Genomic DNA, 17,117 nt, shown 5'->3' with positions numbered 1-17,117 from the left:
CCGAGGTACACCGTAGCCAATGGATCGGGGCGGACCTATCGGTTGTCAGGTCTCGATCCGGTCAGCAGGCGGCACCGTCCCATGCCAGCAGGTTGCCCTCGGGGATGGTGATCGGTTGCCGCCCGCCGGCCAGCAGGCCCGCCGCCCGTCGGGCCTGGAAACCGCCGTGGTCGCGGCGGGCGGTGGCGTAGCTGCCCGCGGTACGCGCGGCGATGGCCGCCCAGCCGTACCGCTCGCCGACCATGGTGCGGGCCCGCCTGGCCACCCGGCGGGCGAAGACCTCGTCGCCGACGAGCCGGTCGACCGCGCCGGCCAGCGCACCCGGGTCGCTGTGCGGGAAGGTCACCCCGGTGACCCCGGGTTCGACGATCTCGGCGAGCCCGCCGGTGCTCGCCACGGCCAGCGGCGCGCCGGCCGCCGCCGCCTCCAGGGCGATCATGCCGAACGGTTCGTAGAGGCTCGGTACGACGGTCGCGTCGGTGGCGGCGAGCATCGCCGGGAGCTGGCCGGCGTCGAGGAAGCCGGTGAACCGGACGCTGTCGCCGACGTGCAGACGGCGTACCTGGTCGACCAGTTCGTCCTTGTACGGGCCGTCCCCGGCGATCACCACCCGGAGCCCCGGGTGCCGGTCGCGCAGGTGGGGTACGGCGTCGACGAGGTGCTGGACGCCCTTCTCGTAGACCAGCCGACCGGCGTAGCCGACCAGCGGACCGTCCCCGGCGAACCGGGCGCGGGCCGAGGCGACCGCCCGGGGCCGGGCCCGGAAGGCCCGGTCGTCGACCCCGTTGGGCACCACGTCGACCCGCCCGGCCGGTACGTCGAACAGCCGGCTGACCTGGGCGCGCATGTAGCCGGAGCAGGCGATCACGCGGGCCGAGGCGTTGCTGAGCCAGTGTTCGACGCCGTGGATGGTGCGGTTGAGTTCCCCGGGCAGCCAGCCCTGGTGCCGGCCGGCCTCGGTGGCGTGGATGGTGGTGACCAGCGGCAGGTCGAGATGCTCGGCCAGGGTGACGGCGGTGTGTCCGACCAGCCAGTCGTGGGCGTGGACGACGTCGTAGCCGCCGGTGTCGGCGGCCCGCAGGGCGGTGCGGGTCAGGGTGTGGTTGAACGCCATCGTCCAGGCCAGCAGGGAGCCGGTGGCCAGCGGGAAGGTCACCGGGTCCTCGGGGGCGCGCAGGACGCGTACGCCGTCGGCGTACTCCTCCAGCGGCGCCCCCTCGGCGTGCCGGGTGACCACGGTGACCTCGTGCCCGGCGGTGGCCAGGGCGGTGGCCAGGGCGTGCACGTGCCGGCCGAGGCCGCCGACCAGCACCGGCGGGTACTCCCAGGACAGCATGAGCACCCGCTGGTGTCGGGCGGGGTGGATGTCGATCACGTCGGCGTCTGGTGACATGCGGCCCCCTTCGGGTGTGTCCTGGGCGCGCGCCGGTGGGACACCATGAGGGTGTCCTGCGCTGGCCCGGGGTCGGGGCCAATCCTGCCGAGTGCTGGATAACCAGCGGAGACGCCACCGTTGCCGGTGTGTAACGCGTGCCTATCGGGCCCGTCGGACGCGGAGCAGCTCGGCCACCGACCACGCCTGGAACGGGCATCCGGTGGCGGCGTGCGGGGCGGTGGCGTCCGCCGTCTCACTCACCGACCCCAGGCCATGTTCCCCCAGATGTCCGACCAGCCCGACCAGCAAGTCGTCGGTGGGTAGCCCGGCCTTCCGGTACGCCTCGACGAACGGCCCGACCAGCCACGGCCAGACCGTCCCCTGGTGGTAGGCGCCGTCCCGCTCGGCCGGCCCGCCCCGGTGCCGGGGCGCGAACTCCGGCGCGTCGGGGGCGAGGCTGCGCGGCCCCAGCGGGGTGAACAGCCCGGCCGCCACCCGCCGCAGCGCCACCGGGTCCGGCTCCAACGGCGCGTACGGCAGCGACCAGGCGAGCAGTTGGTTGGGGCGCAGCAGGTCGTCGTCGTGGTGCGCCGCCCCACCCAGCGGGTACGCCGGGGCGGGCGCGTCCACCACGTCGTGCAGCCAGCCCGCCGGGGTGGGGAACCGCTTGCCGAACGCCTCCCGGGCCCGGTCGTGCAGCCGCCACAGCTCGTCCGGGTCCTGCCCGGCCAGCTCGGTCAGCTCCGCCAACCCGGCCAACCCGTTGATCCACAACGCGTTCACCTCGACCGGCTTGCCGACCCGGGGGGTCACCGGCACCCCGTACACCCGGGCGTCCATCCAGGTCAGCGCGGTGCCCGGGGTGCCACCCTGGGTGATCAGCCCGTCGGCCGGGTCGACCGCGATGCCGTACCGGGTGCCGGCCAGGTGCGCCCGCACCACCCCGTGCAGCGCCGGCAGCAGCTCGTCGCCCAGGTCGGTGTCGCCGGTGACGGTGACGTGCCGGCCGACCGCGTGCAGGAACCACAGCGTCGCGTCGACCGTGTTGTACTCCACCCGACCGGTGTCGGCGGTGTTCGCCAGCATCCCCTCCGACAGCGTCGCCGCGTACGCCCGCAGCAGCTCCCGCCCCTCGTCGGCCCGCCCGGTGCACAGGAACAACCCCTCGTACGAGGTCATCGTGTCCCGCGACCAGGCGCCGAACCAGGGGTACCCGGCCACCACGTCGGGCCCGGCGGGGGTACGCACCACGAACGCGTCGGCGGCCAGTGCCAGGGTCGCGTCCACCGCGTCGGCGGGCTTCGCCGCCGCCAGCACCGCCCGGTGCCGCTGCCGGGCCGCCGCCACCACCTGCGTCGCCGGGGGCGGCTCCTCGGTCAGGTCGCCGGCCCAGGCCAGCACCGACACGGTGTCCCCGGGGTGCTCCAGCGCGCCGGAGAACCGACCGGCGCACCACAGGTCCTCGTCGGGGTGCAGCCCTCGGGCGGCCTCCTCGCGGTGGTGCACGCCCAGCCACCACTGCCCCTCGGGCGTCCAGTCCGGGCCGGCGAGGCGGAACGCGCCCTCGACCACCGCGCCGCCGTCGGCCGGCTCCACCCGCGGCGTCGGCCCGTCGGCCCGCCGCTCGCCGTGCGCGTCGCGCCAGGTGCAGGCGGCCGAGAGGTCCAGCCGGACCGGGCCGCCGGCCACCAGCCGGTGCACCACCGCCACGGCGGACCGGCCGTACGTCATGGCCAGCTCCCGCTCGATCACCACGTCGCCGATCCGCCACCGCCAGCGGGGCAGCCCGTCGACCAGGTCGAACCGTTCGAGGTACTCGAAGCCGCGCGGGTCGACCACCCCGGAGTTCCACTCGTGCGCGCCGAGCCGGACCCGGGCCCCGGACGGCAGGACCACCGCCGGGTCGAGGCTGACCAGACCCACCCGGCGAGCGGCCGGGGTCTCCCCGGCGACCACCAGCAGACCGTGGTAGCGGCGGGTCCGCAGCCCGCTCACCGTGCCCATGGCGTACCCGCCGAGACCGTCGGTGACCAGCCATTCCCGGGTCGCCCCGTCGGCCAGTTCACCGCAGACCCCCGGCCCGAAACCGAACTCGATCAACTTCTTTCCTCCTGTGGCGGCGAGGTGTAACACGCCACGACGACAATGGCCGCTGTGGTCAAGTACCCCGGCGGCGTCGAAAATGTGCAGGTGTTCACCGACAGATCGCCCTCCGACGCCCCGTCCCCCGACGCCGAGCGGCTCCGGCTCGCCCAGGCCGACGCCGGGGAGCAGGACTGGCGCGCATGGGGTCCCTATCTGTCCGAGCGGGCGTGGGGGACGGTACGGGAGGACTACAGCGAGCACGGCACGGCGTGGGACTACTTCCCCCACGACCACGCGCGGTCCAGAGCCTACCGCTGGAACGAGGACGGCATGGCGGGCGTCTGCGACGACCGGCAGACGTTCTGCTTCGCGCTGGCGCTGTGGAACGGGGTCGACCCGATCCTCAAGGAGCGGATGTTCGGTCTCGGCGGCGACGGCGGCAACCACGGCGAGGACGCCAAGGAATACTGGTGGTACCTCGACAGCACCCCCACCCACTCGTGGATGCGCTGGCGCTACCACTACCCGCAGACCGCCTTCCCGTACGACGAGCTGGTCGCCGTCAACGCCCTGCGCGGCCGGGACGAGACCGAGTACGAGCTGGTCGACACCGGCATCTTCGACGACGACAGGTACTGGGCGGTCACCGTCGACTACGCCAAGGCGTCCCCGACCGACCTGTGCATCCTGATCACGGTTGCCAACCGGGCCGACGAGGCGGCCACCCTGCACGTGCTGCCGACGCTGTGGTTCCGCAACACCTGGGCCTGGGGGCCGCCCGGCGCGGACCGGGTGCCCCGGCTGGCCGGCGAGGGTGCCCGGCTCGTCGGCGAGCACTGGGTGCTGGGGCAGCTCCTGCTGGAGGGGGACGGCGAGCCGACCCCGCTGCTGTGCGACAACGACACCAACGCCGAGCGGCTGTGGGGGCTGCCGGGCCGTTCGCCGTACCCGAAGGACGGGATCAACGACCACGTGGTGGCCGGCGCGGCCACCGTCAACCCGGACCGGGAGGGGACCAAGGGCGCCCTGCACTACGTCCTGGAGGTGCCGGCCGGCGGGCAGCGGCAGATCCGGCTGCGGCTGACCCGCACCGCGCCGCCGCCCGGCTCCGCCGTGCCGCCCCCGGCGGAGCTGGGGGCCGGCTTCGACGCCGTGGTGTGGGCCCGGCGGGCCGAGGCGAACCGCTTCTTCGCCGGGGTGATCCCGACGGCGGCCAGCGCCGACGAGGCCCTGGTGGCCCGGCAGGCGATCGCCGGGCTGATGTGGGGCAAGCAGTTCTACCACTTCGACGTCAAACGGTGGCTGGAGGGCGACCCGGGCTCGACGCCGCCGGCCGGCCGCCGGCACGGGCGCAACAGCGCCTGGTGGCACATGACCAGCTTCGACGTGATCTCCATGCCGGACCCGTGGGAATACCCCTGGTACGCCGCCTGGGACCTGGCCTTCCACTGCGTCACCCTCGCCCGGGTCGACCCGGGCTTCGCCAAGGAGCAGGTGCTGCTCCTGCTCCGCGAGTGGTACCTGCACCCCAACGGCCAGATCCCGGCGTACGAGTGGGCGTTCGGTGACGTGAACCCGCCGGTGCACGCCTGGGCGGCGTTGAAGGTGTTCGAGATCGACGGCGGGCGCGACCACGAGTTCCTCGCCCGGGTGATGCACAAGCTGCTGCTCAACTTCACCTGGTGGGTCAACCGCAAGGACACCGGCGGCAACAACCTGTTCGAGGGTGGTTTCCTCGGGCTGGACAACGTCGGCCCGTTCGACCGGTCGGCCGCGCTGCCGGTGGCCGGGGTGCTGGAGCAGTCCGACGGCACCGGCTGGATGGCGATGTACGCCCTCAACCTGCTGGACATGGCGATCGTGTTGGCCGAGCACGACCGGGCGTACGTGGACACGGCGACGAAGTTCTTCGAGCACTTCGCCTACATCGCCGCCGCCGGCTACTCGCAGGGGTTGTGGGACGCCGAGGACGCGTTCTTCTACGACGTGCTGCGCCTCGCCGACGGCAGTCAGGTGCCGTTGAAGGTCCGTTCGGTGGTGGGGCTGCTGCCGTTGGCGGCCACCACCCGGCTGTCCGCGCGGACCCTGCAACGCCTGCCCGAGTTGGGGGCCCGGCTGCGCTGGTTCCTCAGCCAGCGTCCCGAGTACGCCGACGTGATCGGGGCCCGCCGGCTGGGCCCGGACGGCCGCCAGCAGCGGCTGCTGTCCATGGTCGGCCCGGAGCAAGTGGTCCGGCTGCTGGCCCGGATGCTCGACCCCGACGAGTTCCTCTCCGACTACGGCCTGCGGACGCTGAGCCGGGCCCACCTGGACAAGCCGTTCGCGGTCGACCTGGGCGGGCAGGAGTTCTGCGTCGGCTACGAGCCGGCCGAGTCGACGAGCGGGTTGTTCGGCGGCAACTCCAACTGGCGCGGTCCGATCTGGATGCCGACGAACTTCCTGCTGATCAGCGCGTTGCGTGACTACGCGGCGTTCTTCGGCGACGACCTGCAGGTGGAGTACCCGACCCGGTCGGCGCGCAAGTGCACCCTGGACGAGATCGCCGACGACCTGTCCGTCCGGTTGATCTCCCTGTTCACCCGGGACGGCTGGGGCCGCCGGCCGATCTACGGCGCGTGTCAGCTCTTCCAGACCCATCCCGACTGGCGGGACCTGATCGCGTTCCCCGAGTACTTCCACGGCGACAACGGCGCGGGCCTCGGGGCCTGGCACCAGACCGGGTGGACGGCGCTGGTGGCCGACCTGATCCTGACCCTGCGCCGGAACAACCCGGATGTGCCGGGCGGGCCGGGCCGCTAGCGTGTCCGTCGGCCGCCCGGCCGGGCGGCCGACGGATCGGGGAAGGGGCCGGGATGGGTGCGGATGAGACCGGGACGACGTCGGGTGGTGCCGGGACGGTTGCGGGTGGGCGCGCGACGACGTTGATCTTCGACGCCGACGACACGCTGTGGGAGAACAACGTCCTGTTCGAGCGGGTGATCGACGACTTCCTGGACTGGCTCGACCACCCCACCCTCGACCGGGCCCAGATCCGTACCGTGCTCGACGACATCGAGCGGGCCAACGCGGTGGCCCACGGCTACGGCAGCAAGGTGTTCCTGCGCAGCCTCGGCGAGTGCCTGGAGCGGCTGCGGGAGCGGCCGGCCACCGATCGGGAACGCACGGACATCGACCGGTTGGCCGCCGCGCTGGTCAACCACCGGGTCGAGCTGATGCCCGGGGTAGCCGACACCCTCGACGCCCTGGCCACCCGCTACGACCTGCTGCTGCTGACCAAGGGGGACCGGGAGGAGCAGCAACGCAAGCTGGACGCCTGCGGCCTGCTGCACCACTTCGGCGCGGCCCACATCGTGCCCGAGAAGGACGCCGGCACCTACCGGTGGCTGGCCCGGGAGCACGGCTTCGCCCCGGCCGACGCCTGGATGATCGGCAACTCCCCGAAGTCGGACATCCTGCCGGCGCGGGCGGCCGGGATGCGGGCGGTGTTCATCCCCAACGAGAACACCTGGGTGCTGGAGAACGACGACCTCGATCCGGCCGACACCGGGGTGATCCGGCTGGCCGCCTTTCCGGACCTGCTTGCCCACTTCTGAGGGTGTCGAGCCGGTAACGTACGGTGCGTGCCGCTCACCTTTCCCTCGCATCTGGCTCCGGTACTGCCGCTGAAACTGTGGCGACCGCACTGGTTCGACGGGGTGGCGCTCTGCACCGGGGCCGTGGCACCTGACGTCGCCTACCTGGCCAGCGGCACCCGCTTCGAGTTGGGCGCGCAAGTGCACACCCTGGGTGGTGCGCTGTGGTGGGGCCTGCCGGTGGCGTTGGCCTACGCCTGGCTGGTCCGCCGGGTGGTGGCCGGGATCGCCGGGCACCTGCCCGGCGGTCGGCTCTTCGGCTGGCCCGGGTACGCGGTGCTCGGCGGAGTCCGGCACCCCTGGCAGGTCACCGTCTGCTCGGCGCTGATCGGCGCGGTCAGCCACGTCGTGCTGGACCGGGTCACCCACAGCACGCGGTGGGCGTACGCCCTGGGAGTGGAGCCGGTCACGTTCGCCGGGCTGGGCTGGCCGCTCGTGTCCAACCTGATCAGCAGCCTGGTCTGCGGGGCGGTGGTGTGCGCCCTGGCGGTCCGGGCCGCCCGCCGGGGGCAGCTCCTCCCCGGCGTACCGCCGCCCGCGCCGCCGGTCCGGCCGGTGGTGTTCCGGACGGTGGCGCTGGCGGTCGTGGCGCTCGGGGTGCCGGTGCTGCCGGTGCTCCCCGCCGCCACCGCGCCCGCCCCGTCCGGCGTACGACTGCTGCACCTGCTGGCGCTGGGGGCGATCCTCGGCGGCTGGGCGGCGACCCGCCTTCCGGCCGGGGGCCCGGCCACTCCACCGGCCCCCCGCCTCGATGCCGAACAGCGTCAGCCCGGCTGAGCGTGTCACGCCGGGATGCCGCATTTCCACCCCGGCGTGAAACGCCTTCACGGCACCGCCGCACCGCTTGCCGGGCGACCCGGCCGCTGCCTAACCTGGCCCGACGTCGTCGACCGTTCGGGGTGGTCGGGGACGCGCCGAAGTCCGGCGCCGGGGCACCGGGGAGCTGAGTGCAGGCGGCCTGGTCCGCGTGCCGGGCCCGACACGGGCGGCCTGCGTCGCCCGTCGGGCCCGTACCGGCGAACACCGCTGCCGGGCCGGACGGCCGGCGGTCGGGGTCGGGGAGTTGCGGACCCGGCCCTGACCCGCCGGCTGTGGGACGTCGGGGAGCCGTCGGTGATGCGATCATGGCAGCGATGGAGACGACACCTGCCCTGGCGGTACCGGCACCGGCGACGGGCCGGGGGCGGCCGGTCCCACCCGCGAACCGAGCCTCCCGGCTGACCACCCTGCCCGCCGCGACCCGACAGGTCGTCCTCGTCACCGGCACCGGCTACGCCACCACGTACGCCACGCTGGAGACGTTCCACCAGGCCGGCGGCCACTGGGTGCCGGTGTCGGCCCCGCTGCCCGCCCGGGTGGGCGCGAAGGGCTTCAGCGACCAGCACACCGAGGGGGTGCCGACCACCCCCACCGGGGTCTACTCGTTCGGCTCCACCATGTACGGCATCGCCGCCGATCCCGGCGTGCGCTTCCCCTACCACCGGGTGGTCGCCGACGACTGGTGGAACGAGAACCCGAACTCGGCCGCCTACAACACCTTCCAGCACACCGCCACCAACCCGGGCGGGTACAGCGAGGCGCTGTGGCGGGAGGTGCCGGCGTACACCCACTTCGCGGTGATCACCTACAACATGCCGCCGAACGTGCCGAAGCCGGTGCCGAACGCCGGCAGCGGCATCTTCCTGCACGAGTTCAGCACCGCGACGGGTGGGCCGACCGCCGGCTGCGTCAGCCTGTCGCACGCCGACCTGGTGGCCGTGCTGCGCTGGTTGGACCCGAAGCACTCGCCGCGCATCGTGATCTGCCCGGCGCAGAACCTCGGCCGGTACTGAACCGGCCGGGTCAGGAGACCTCGTTGCGGACGATCGCCACCGCCACCCGGCAGAACTCGTCCATGTCGGGCTGGAACCCGGCGGCGATGTCCGGGTGCAGCCCCGACCGGGTCTCCTCGAGCAGCCGCTGGCAGACCTGCTCGACCGGTTCGCCCGCGTAGCCGGCCCGGACCCGGTCGGTGGCCGCCTGGAGGGCCGAGGTGAGCTGGTCCTCCAGTGGGCCGCGCAGCTTCTGCTGCACCGGGTCGAGCCCTCTCGGGTCGAGCGTGACATGTGGCTCCGACATCGGTGCTCCCTTCGTCGGCGTCCGCGGTACCCCACCGCGGACGTCGGTCAAACCACGGCTGGGGCGGCGGCCACCCGGACCTGGTACGAGAGGTTCTCCGCCGGCTCCTCCCGGTACGACAGCCGGCGGATCTGCCGGTCGTCGGTGTAGAGCGCGACGTCGACCAGGACCCCGAGGTGGGCCAGCCCGATGTTGGCCGCCCGCTTCTTGTCCTGGAGCACCGCGCACACCCCACCGAGCAGGGTGCTGGCGTCGGAGGTGCGGTGCCCGGGTGGGCACCGCAGGATCAGGTCGACCTCGACCGGCCCGGCCAACGGCGTCCAGCCGGTCTGCTGGGCCGCGGCGCAGGCCGCCTCGAGCAGGGCGCGTACCCTCGTCGCCTGCCGATGTCCGGCGGCGAAGATGGACAGCGCCTCGGTTTTCACCGGTGGCAGGCCGCTCACCTCGAACGTCAGGGCGAGAGCGCGGGTGTCCTGCACCACGGGGCACCTCCTCGTTGAGGACGATCCTGCCCGCGCCGGTGGGTGCGCAGTGGGAGTTCGCGGGAGAACCCACCGAACGGGCAGGCTGATGTCGGCCGGAGGCGTATCGACTACGACGGCGACGCGCTGGCTTGGTGGAGTGAGTGCGTCAACGCTAGTGCACGCGGCACTCCCGGGGACAGCCCACCGCGCCCGCCATCCGGACAGTCCGTGGTCGCCCGACGGGCGCGCGGGCGGGGCGGTTGACGATCGACTCCTTGGGGTCGATGTCGCGGTGTCCGCCGCACCTTGATACCGCTGTACTGCCCCAACTGGGGTCGATGTCCGGCGCGGAAGCGACCCGGACCCCGGCCCCGTCCGCCCCGGCTCCGGTTACCGGCAGGTTTCACGCCTTCGCAGGTCGGGCAGTGTAGGCCCACGGAACACCCTGGGGCGGTGTGTTTCCGCACTTCACCGGCCCGGTTCCAGCCTTCCGTGCACCGGGGCACGGGTGACCTCCCCGGTTCTTGCCGAAGAGAGGGGGAGGGGCGATGACGGACCCCGGAACGGCCCGACACGGGCGTCGGCCGGTGCTCCGGGCCGGTGCTGCCGCCGCCGCGCTGGCGCTGGTCGCGCCGCTTGCCGCGTGCGGTGCCGACGACGGTGGCGGTGGTACGCCCACGATCAACCTGTACTACCCGCCCGAGCAGAACCTGCAGAAGGTGGTCGACGACTGCAACGCCCGCGCCGAGGGGCGCTACACGATCGCCTACCGGGTGCTGCCCCGGCAGGCCGACGACCAGCGGGTGCAGCTCGTCCGCCGGCTGGCCGCCGAGGACAGCGGGATGGACGTGCTCGGTCTCGACGTCACCTGGACCCAGGAGTTCGCCAGCGCCAAGTGGATCCGCGAGTGGACCGGCCAGGACAGGGCCGAGGTCGAACAGGGCACCCTCGCCGGCCCGCTGGACACCGCCCGGTACGAGGACAGGCTCTACGGGGCGCCGAAGAACACCAACGTGCAACTGCTCTGGTACCGCAGCGACCTCGTCCCGCAGGCCCCGACGACCTGGGACGACATGATCACCGCCGCCAAGGACCTCAAGGGGCAGGGCAAGCCGTACCGGGTGCTCACCATGGGCGCGCAGTACGAGGGCCTGGTGGTGCTCTACAACACCCTGGCCGAGAGCGCCGGCGGCAAGATCCTCAGCGACGACGGCAAGAAGGCCGTGATGGACTCCGGCACCGTCAAGGCCCTCGACCAGCTCCAGCGGTTCGCCACGTCGGGCGTGACGTCGCCGTCGTTCAGCAACTCCACCGAGGATCCCGTCCGGCTCGACTTCCAGTCCGGCAACGGCGCGTTCCAGGTCAACTGGCCGTTCGTCTACCCGGCGTTGCAGGAGGCCGACCCGGAGCTGGCCAAGAAGGTCAGGTGGGCCCGGGTGCCAGGCATCGACGCGAACACCCCCAGCAAGGTCACCATCGGCGGGGTCAACATGGCGGTCAGCGCCTACTCCAGGCACCCGACGGAGTCCTTCGAGGCGGCCAGGTGCATCCGGGACGCCAAGAACCAGAAGTTCTCCGCGATCAACGACGGGGTGCCCCCGACCATCGAGGCGGTCTACGACGACCCGGAGATGGACGAGGCGTACCCGATGAAGGAGACCATCCTGGAGGAGCTGAAGGAGCCGGCGGTCCGCCCGCTGACCCCCGCGTACCAGAGCATCTCCACGGTGATGTCGGCGATCCTGTCGCCGCCGTCGGCGATCCGGCCGGAGCAGACCGCCAGGGAGCTGCGCGAGGCGATCTCCGACGCCCTCCAGTCCAAGGGGGTCCTGCCGTGAGCCGGCGCGCCCCGTTGAGCGAGAACAAGAAGGCCGAACGGAAGCTGGGCTGGCTGCTCTGCGCCCCGGCCGCGCTGGTCATGGTGCTGGTCACCGCGTACCCGATCATCTATTCGGTCTGGCTGTCGTTGCAGCGCTTCGACCTGCGCTTCCCCGACCAGCGCGAGTTCATCGGGCTGGAGAACTACGTCACCGTGCTCACCAACGAGTTCTGGTGGACCGCGTTCGGGGTGACCGTGCTGATCACGGTGGTCACCGTCGCGGTGGAACTGGTGCTCGGCATGGGGCTGGCCCTGGTCATGCACCGCACCCTGGTCGGCCGGGGCATCGTGCGGACCGCCGCGCTCATCCCCTACGGCATCGTCACCGTCGTCGCCGCGTTCTCCTGGCGGTACGCCTGGACGCCCGGCACCGGCTACCTGGCCAACCTGTTCGACGGCAGCGCCCCGCTGACCGAACGGGCCAGCTCGCTGGCGATCATCATGCTGGCCGAGATCTGGAAGACCACCCCGTTCATGGCCCTGCTGCTGATGGCCGGGCTGGCGCTGGTGCCGGAGGACCTGCTCAAGGCGGCCTCCACCGACGGGGCGACGGCCTGGCAGCGGTTCACCAGGGTGATGCTGCCGGTGATGAAGCCGGCAATCCTCGTCGCGCTGCTGTTCCGCACCCTCGACGCGTTCCGGGTCTTCGACAACATCTTCGTGCTCACCAACGGCGGCAACGAGACCTCGTCGGTGTCGATGCTCGCCTACAACAACCTGATCCGGGGGCTCAACCTCGGCATCGGCTCCACGATGTCCGTGCTGATCTTCATCACGGTGGCGATCATCGCGTTCGTCTTCGTGAAGCTGTTCGGCACCGCTGCCCCGGGCAGCGACGACGGGGAGAGGCGCTGACATGGCCGACACCACCACCCGGGCGAAGCTGCGCTGGGGCCTGATCGACGTCATCGTCGTCGTCTTCGCCCTGGTCCCCGTGCTCTGGATCGCCTCACTGTCGTTCAAGACCCCGGCCACCCTCACCGACGGCAAGTTCTGGCCCCGGGAGTGGACGCTGGACAACTACAAGACCATCTTCGACACCGACCAGTTCGTCCGCGCCCTGGTCAACTCGATAGGCATCGCCCTGATCGCCACCGGAGTCGCGGTGGTCCTCGGCGCGATGGCCGCGTACGCGATCAGCCGGCTGGACTTCCCCGGCAAGCGTCTGCTGGTCGGGGTGTCCCTGCTGATCGCGATGTTCCCGCAGGTGTCGCTGGTGTCGCCGCTGTTCGAGATCGAACGGCAGCTCGGCCTCTTCGACACCTGGCCGGGGCTGATCCTGCCGTACATCACGTTCGCCCTGCCGCTGGCGATCTACACGCTGTCGGCGTTCTTCAAGCAGATCCCGTGGGACCTGGAGAAGGCGGCGAAGATGGACGGCGCCACCCAGGGGCAGGCGTTCCGCCGGGTCATCGCCCCGCTGGCCGCGCCGGGGCTGTTCACCACGGCGATCCTGGTCTTCATCTTCTGCTGGAACGACTTCCTGTTCGCCATCACGCTCACCTCCACCGAGCGGGCCCGGACGGTGCCGGTGGCGCTGTCGTTCTTCACCGGCGAGTCGCAGTTCGAGGACCCCACCGGGGCGATCTGCGCCGCCGCCGTGGTGATCACCATTCCGATCATCGCGTTCGTGCTGTTCTTCCAGCGCCGCATCGTCTCCGGTCTGACCTCCGGCGCCGTCAAGGGATAGGTGACAACAATGGCTGACATCGTGCTGGACAAGGTGAGCAAGAGTTTCCCCGACGGCACCGTGGCGGTGCAGGACGTCGACCTGGAGATCGCCGACGGTGAGTTCGTCATCCTGGTCGGCCCGTCCGGCTGCGGGAAGTCCACCACCCTCAACATGATCGCCGGGCTGGAGGACATCAGCTCCGGGGAACTGCGGATCGGCGGGGAACGGGTCAACGACAAGGCGCCCCGCGACCGGGACATCGCGATGGTGTTCCAGTCGTACGCGCTCTACCCGAACATGACCGTCCGGGAGAACATGGCGTTCCCGCTGCGGCTGGCGAAGCTCGACAAGGAGACCATCACCGCCAAGGTCGAGGAGGCGGCGAAGGTGCTGGAGCTGACCCCGCTGCTGGACCGCAAGCCGGCCAACCTCTCCGGTGGGCAGCGGCAGCGGGTGGCGATGGGCCGGGCCATCGTCCGGCAGCCCAAGGCGTTCCTGATGGACGAGCCGCTGTCCAACCTGGACGCCAAGCTGCGGGTGCAGATGCGCACAGTGGTGTCCCGGTTGCAGAAGAAGCTCGGCACCACCACCGTCTACGTGACCCACGACCAGACCGAGGCGATGACTCTCGGCGACCGCGTGGTGATCATGCGGGGTGGCGCGATCCAGCAGGTCGGCCCGCCCCAGGAGCTGTACGACCACCCCCGCAACCTGTTCGTCGCCGGGTTCATCGGCTCGCCGTCGATGAACTTCCTGCACGCCGCCGTCGAGGACGGAAAGCTGCGGACCGCCCTGGGTGACGTGCCGATCGGCGAGCGCATCCGCCGTGAGCTGGAGGGGGCCGACGCGCCCCGGGAGCTGATCCTCGGCATCCGACCGGAGCACTTCGAGGACGCCGAGCTGATCGACGACGAGGCGCGGGCCCGGGGCATGGAGTTCACCGCCCCCGCCGAGATCGTCGAGTCGATGGGCTCCGACAAGTACGTCTACTTCACCGTCGAGGGGCAGCGGGCCAGCGCCGCCGAGCTGGAGGAGCTGGCCGCCGACGCCGGCGCGGACTTCAGCGGCGGCGGCGGCAACCTGGTGACCCGGCTGTCGGCCGAGTCGCCGGTGCAGGAGGGCGAGGACCGGCGGGTCTGGTTCAACCTGGAGAAGATCCACCTGTTCGACCCGTCGACCGGCCGGAACCTGACCCTGCACGAGGGCCGGTCGGGCGGCGCGCTCGGCGACTGAACCGCCACCCTCACCCGCCCCGGGGTCACGTGCAGCCCGGGAGCGTCGGCGGCCGGGCAGAGTGGGCGGGACCTACCAGCTGAGGTGCAGCGGCAGGCCGAGGAAGCGGGCGTAACCCGCCAGCGCCGCCTCGACCCGCTGCCGGGTCGAGACGTCCAGCGGGACCAGCGGCTGCACCGTCACGGTGACCCTGGTCCGGGCGAGGCGGCGCTTCCAGGTGCCCACCACCCGGCCGCCGCGCACCACGGTGGACTGGAAGACGCCGTTGCCGCCGGGGATCACCGCCTTCAGGTGCGCCGGCTCGACCATCAGGGCGCGGTCCTTGAAGCCGAGCAGGTACTCGTCGAAGCCGGGCAGCACGTGCACGTCGTCCACCGGCAGCCGGGGCGCGTCCAGCAGCGCCGGGTCGAGGTGCGACTCCACCCCGTCGACCCGGACGGTGGTCAGCGTCCCGGCGTCGGTGGCGACCGCGACGGCCCGTTTCGTGTCGGCGGCGGTCAGCCCCGTCCACCCGGTGAAGTCGCGCCGGGTCGTCGGCCCGTGGCTGCGGAAGTAACGCCCGGCCAGGATGCCCAGCGCCTCGTCCCGCTCGGGCCGGTGCGGGTCGGGGACCCACTCGTCGAGCAGCGCGAAGGTCTGTTCGGTGCCCACGTGCGGGGCGATGCAGGTGACGCCCCGCTGGCTGGCGTACCAGAGCAGGTGGTAGCCGCGTTGACCGGAGACGTCGACCCCGGCGGCGGCGAGGGTGTCCAGGCACTGCGCGCGGGTCAGCCGGCCGCCGCCGGCCAGCGCCGCGCCGAGCACGTCGGCGGCCCGATCGGCCTCGGCCTCGGTCAGCCCGAGCACGGCCCGCCGGGCCGGCGCGCCGGCCAGCGCCCGTACGCCGGTGAGGTCGAGCATCCAGCGGGCGTCGCGGCCGGGCACCAGGTGCACGGTGCCGCGCATCGGCCAGGTGCGCAGCGCCTCGCGGCGTTCCAGGGCGGCCCGCACGTCGGCCTCGGTGTGGCCGGGCAGCCGCAACCCCAGCGACCACAGGCCGCTCGCCGCGTCCTGCGCCTGCATCGCCCCGAACCACTCCACCACGCCCGCGACACCGGCCGGGCGGCCGGCCGGATGCTCCCGCAGGGCCAGCGCGGTCATCCGCAACGTCAACGCCTCGTCGCCGGTCAACTCCACCACGGGGGTCAGCATAGGAGCAGGTACCGACACCGGACGGACACCCCTGACCGCGCTACGCCGGTTGCCGAACCGGCGAAGCGCGGTCCCCCCGTGCGGGCCCCCCGGGGTCACCGGTGGTGGCCTCTACCCCCGGCATCCGTGCCCATCAGGATCGCCTTCCGGCCCACCCGTGGGAGCGTTCCCGGCTGGAACTTGCGCAAATCTTGAGCCGCGCCGGGATCGTCAGGTGCGACGGCCGGTCGGGGACCCGCCGCCCCGCACCGCCGCAGGTCAGCCGAGTCGGCGGTGCATCACCAACAGGTCGACCGGGCCGAGACCGGGGTGGCGGAAACCCTCAGGCACCCGGCCGACCACCGTGAACCCCAGCGACCGCCACAGCGCCACCGCCCGGGTGTTGCTGGCCACCACCGCGTTGAACTGCATCGCCCGGTAGCCGTCCCGCCGGGCCAGCTCCAGCACGTACGCCCCGAGCGCCCGACCGACGCCGCGACCCGACGCCGCCGGCGCTACCATGAAACTCGCGTTCGCCACGTGGTCGCCCGGACCCTCCTGGTTGGCGACCAGCTTCGCCGTCCCCAGCACCGACGCGTCGTCGTGCACCGCGACCACCGTGCGGCCGGGCGGGGCGACCATCCAGCGTCGGCGGGCGTCGTCCTCACCCACGTCGCGCGGCCAGGTGTACGTCTCTCCGGCCGCCACGATCTCCCGCAGGAACGGCCAGATCGCCGGCCAGTCCCCGGGGGTCGCCGCGCGTAGCTCCATGTCCGGATCATGCCACGGGCGGACGTTTGACCCGGCAAGCACCGGGTAGTCGCCGGAGCTGACCCGAACCGAGGAGGACACAGACGATGGACGGCCAGGTCAAGGTAGCGGTCATCTACTACAGCGCGACCGGGATCACCTACCAGATGGCGCAGGCGGCGGTCGAGGCCGCCGGCGAGGCGGGGGCCGAGGTGCGCCTGCGCAAGGTACGGGAGTTGGCGCCCGACGAGGCGATCCGCTCCAACGCGGGCTGGCAGGCGCACCGCCTGGAGACCCAGGACGTGATGGAGGCCGAGATCGACGACCTGGCCTGGGCCGACGTGGTCATCTTCGGTTCCCCCACCCGGTACGGCATGATCGCCGCCCAGCTCAAGCAGTTCATCGACACGACCGGCCCGCTGTGGGCCAACGGCGCGCTGGCCGACAAGGTCTACAGCGGCTTCACCTCCACCGCCACCTCGCACGGCGGCCAGGAGTCCACCCTGCTGTCGCTGTTCACGATCTTCTACCACTGGGGTGGCGTGGTGGTGACCCCCGGCTACACCGACCCGAGCCAGTTCGTCGCCGGCAACCCGTACGGCGCCTCGCACACCAGCAACAACGGAGAGGTCGCCCCGGACCACGTGGCGCTCGCGGCCACCGCGCTGACCGCCAAGCGGGCCGTACGGATCGGTGCCGCCGTCAAGCGCGGCCTCGCCGGCTGAAACGGCTGGCCGGG

The 17,117-nt window shown here is 72.3% G+C and carries 15 protein-coding genes; 9 read left to right on the top strand and 6 right to left on the bottom strand.

Annotated elements, in window-relative coordinates; translation table 11 throughout:
* Window positions 1-61 precede the first annotated feature (61 nt).
* Together Q2K16_RS09925 and Q2K16_RS09920 are read right to left on the bottom strand one after the other, a co-directional pair.
* Window positions 62-1,393 carry a glycosyltransferase family 4 protein gene (locus tag Q2K16_RS09925; RefSeq protein ID WP_302744903.1) on the bottom strand — a complete coding sequence of 444 codons (1,332 nt, stop codon included), beginning with the start codon at window positions 1,391-1,393 and terminating at the stop codon, window positions 62-64.
* A 141-nt stretch (window positions 1,394-1,534) separates the two neighbouring features.
* A complete protein-coding gene (locus Q2K16_RS09920) occupies window positions 1,535-3,475 on the bottom strand; it encodes an amylo-alpha-1,6-glucosidase (RefSeq protein ID WP_302744901.1) in 1,941 nt (646 codons plus the stop codon).
* A 45-nt stretch (window positions 3,476-3,520) separates the two neighbouring features.
* On the opposite strand from Q2K16_RS09920, the gene Q2K16_RS09915 reads away from it, so the two are divergent.
* From Q2K16_RS09915 to Q2K16_RS09900, 4 genes are all read left to right on the top strand, one after another.
* Complete coding sequence (locus tag Q2K16_RS09915; RefSeq protein ID WP_302744900.1) at window positions 3,521-6,259, top strand: MGH1-like glycoside hydrolase domain-containing protein; 2,739 nt, start codon at window positions 3,521-3,523, stop codon at window positions 6,257-6,259.
* A gap of 53 nt (window positions 6,260-6,312) precedes the next feature.
* Complete coding sequence (locus Q2K16_RS09910; RefSeq protein ID WP_302744899.1) at window positions 6,313-7,053, top strand: HAD family hydrolase; 741 nt, start codon at window positions 6,313-6,315, stop codon at window positions 7,051-7,053.
* Window positions 7,054-7,080: 27 nt separating this feature from the next.
* Window positions 7,081-7,869, top strand: coding sequence for a DUF4184 family protein (locus Q2K16_RS09905; RefSeq protein ID WP_302744897.1), 789 nt, complete (start codon window positions 7,081-7,083; stop codon window positions 7,867-7,869).
* A 356-nt stretch (window positions 7,870-8,225) separates the two neighbouring features.
* Window positions 8,226-8,924, top strand: coding sequence for a L,D-transpeptidase family protein (locus Q2K16_RS09900; RefSeq protein ID WP_302744895.1), 699 nt, complete (start codon window positions 8,226-8,228; stop codon window positions 8,922-8,924).
* Between the two features lie 10 nt (window positions 8,925-8,934).
* Here Q2K16_RS09900 and Q2K16_RS09895 read toward each other — a convergent pair whose 3' ends face one another.
* Window positions 8,935-9,210 (bottom strand): hypothetical protein, encoded by a 276-nt coding sequence (locus Q2K16_RS09895; RefSeq protein WP_302744893.1) that lies wholly within the window; start codon window positions 9,208-9,210, stop codon window positions 8,935-8,937.
* A gap of 47 nt (window positions 9,211-9,257) precedes the next feature.
* Window positions 9,258-9,689, bottom strand: coding sequence for a RusA family crossover junction endodeoxyribonuclease (locus Q2K16_RS09890; protein ID WP_302746423.1), 432 nt, complete (start codon window positions 9,687-9,689; stop codon window positions 9,258-9,260).
* Window positions 9,690-10,222: 533 nt separating this feature from the next.
* Here Q2K16_RS09890 and Q2K16_RS09885 point away from each other — a divergent pair.
* Genes Q2K16_RS09885 through Q2K16_RS09870 form a run of 4 tightly spaced genes read left to right on the top strand, consistent with a single transcriptional unit; the run spans window position 10,223 to window position 14,458 of the window.
* On the top strand, window positions 10,223-11,512 hold the full coding sequence (locus Q2K16_RS09885) for an ABC transporter substrate-binding protein (RefSeq protein ID WP_302744892.1): 1,290 nt from the start codon (window positions 10,223-10,225) through the stop codon (window positions 11,510-11,512).
* The gene (locus Q2K16_RS09880; RefSeq protein ID WP_302744890.1) at window positions 11,509-12,408 is read left to right on the top strand and encodes a carbohydrate ABC transporter permease; all 900 of its coding nucleotides are present in this window, start codon (window positions 11,509-11,511) and stop codon (window positions 12,406-12,408) included. The genes Q2K16_RS09885 and Q2K16_RS09880 overlap by 4 nt, the downstream gene beginning before the upstream one ends.
* Window position 12,409: 1 nt before the next feature.
* Window positions 12,410-13,243, top strand: a complete 834-nt coding sequence (locus Q2K16_RS09875) for a carbohydrate ABC transporter permease (RefSeq protein ID WP_302744888.1) — start codon at window positions 12,410-12,412, stop codon at window positions 13,241-13,243.
* Window positions 13,244-13,252: 9 nt separating this feature from the next.
* Window positions 13,253-14,458, top strand: coding sequence for an ABC transporter ATP-binding protein (locus Q2K16_RS09870; protein WP_302744887.1), 1,206 nt, complete (start codon window positions 13,253-13,255; stop codon window positions 14,456-14,458).
* Between the two features lie 72 nt (window positions 14,459-14,530).
* Here the strand turns inward: Q2K16_RS09870 and Q2K16_RS09865 are convergent, their stop codons facing one another.
* Together Q2K16_RS09865 and Q2K16_RS09860 are read right to left on the bottom strand one after the other, a co-directional pair.
* Window positions 14,531-15,649, bottom strand: a complete 1,119-nt coding sequence (locus tag Q2K16_RS09865; protein WP_489671870.1) for a winged helix DNA-binding domain-containing protein — start codon at window positions 15,647-15,649, stop codon at window positions 14,531-14,533.
* Between the two features lie 258 nt (window positions 15,650-15,907).
* Window positions 15,908-16,399 carry a GNAT family N-acetyltransferase gene (locus Q2K16_RS09860; protein WP_302744886.1) on the bottom strand — a complete coding sequence of 164 codons (492 nt, stop codon included), beginning with the start codon at window positions 16,397-16,399 and terminating at the stop codon, window positions 15,908-15,910.
* A gap of 86 nt (window positions 16,400-16,485) precedes the next feature.
* Between Q2K16_RS09860 and wrbA the strand changes: the two genes are divergently transcribed.
* The gene (gene wrbA, locus Q2K16_RS09855) at window positions 16,486-17,103 is read left to right on the top strand and encodes an NAD(P)H:quinone oxidoreductase (protein ID WP_145920769.1); all 618 of its coding nucleotides are present in this window, start codon (window positions 16,486-16,488) and stop codon (window positions 17,101-17,103) included.
* Window positions 17,104-17,117 lie beyond the last annotated feature (14 nt).

Origin of the sequence: Micromonospora cynarisoli (assembly GCF_030518815.1) — a bacterium.
GTDB classification, from domain to species: Bacteria; Actinomycetota; Actinomycetes; order Mycobacteriales; family Micromonosporaceae; genus Micromonospora; species Micromonospora wenchangensis.
The sequence above is the reverse complement of the archived record's forward strand: the minus strand, read 5'-3'. Positions and strand labels throughout refer to the sequence as shown.